This window comes from Pseudoalteromonas sp. 31A1 (assembly GCF_011378815.1).
GTDB classification, from domain to species: domain Bacteria; phylum Pseudomonadota; class Gammaproteobacteria; order Enterobacterales; family Alteromonadaceae; genus Pseudoalteromonas; species Pseudoalteromonas arctica.
The window spans coordinates 1-625 of the sequence record NZ_WTKY01000075.1 but is presented as its reverse complement, the minus strand read 5'-3'; the positions used below and the strand labels follow the sequence as shown (position 1 = coordinate 625).

The 625-nt window shown below is 39.5% G+C and carries 1 protein-coding gene; it reads right to left on the bottom strand.

The window, feature by feature from the left end:
* Window positions 1–625: IS4 family transposase (locus tag GQR52_RS20385; RefSeq protein ID WP_165729619.1), on the bottom strand; the 625-nt coding region annotated here is incomplete at both ends.

Below are 625 nucleotides of genomic sequence, written 5' to 3'. Positions count from 1 at the left end.
ACAATATAATTCAACAATTTCATTACCTGGATAACGCAATCTATCCGTCATCGAGGTTAATATACGGTAGCTTTTGCCCTTTATTGTTTTACTGATTAATCTCGCTTTAATCGTTTCAGGAACATCGGGAAAGTTTTTTTGTGCATGCTTTGTTGTTTTCAATTCAATGATATGGTCATTTTTACCCGCGCTGGAGATGATTTCATACTGTAAGTCGGGCCTTGCTGGTATCAGCCAGTGCCTCATCTTCCCAGTTTGGTGCCAACGATTTAACAGGCCTAAAGAATAATATCCTTTATCAAACATAGTCAGTGAATTATCTGGTGTACGTTCAATTAAACGCTCAGCTAATTTCATCTCGTTGGTTTTATAGTTATCAAACTCGCTACTGAGCAGTTGATGGCTGGTCAATTCCATATGACAGACCATGCGTATTTGAGGAAAGGCTGTATCACCGTATTGGTTGCTACCAGAAGAGAAGGCTTTACGATTATCAGGCGTGTCGGCTGTTCGCCACACAACACCGTCAACAGCTAATAGATTCAAGCCATTCCATGTTTCGAATGACTGTTGCTTATACATTGATTGAGCAGATTTATTGAAAACGTGTTTAACGGAATCATCA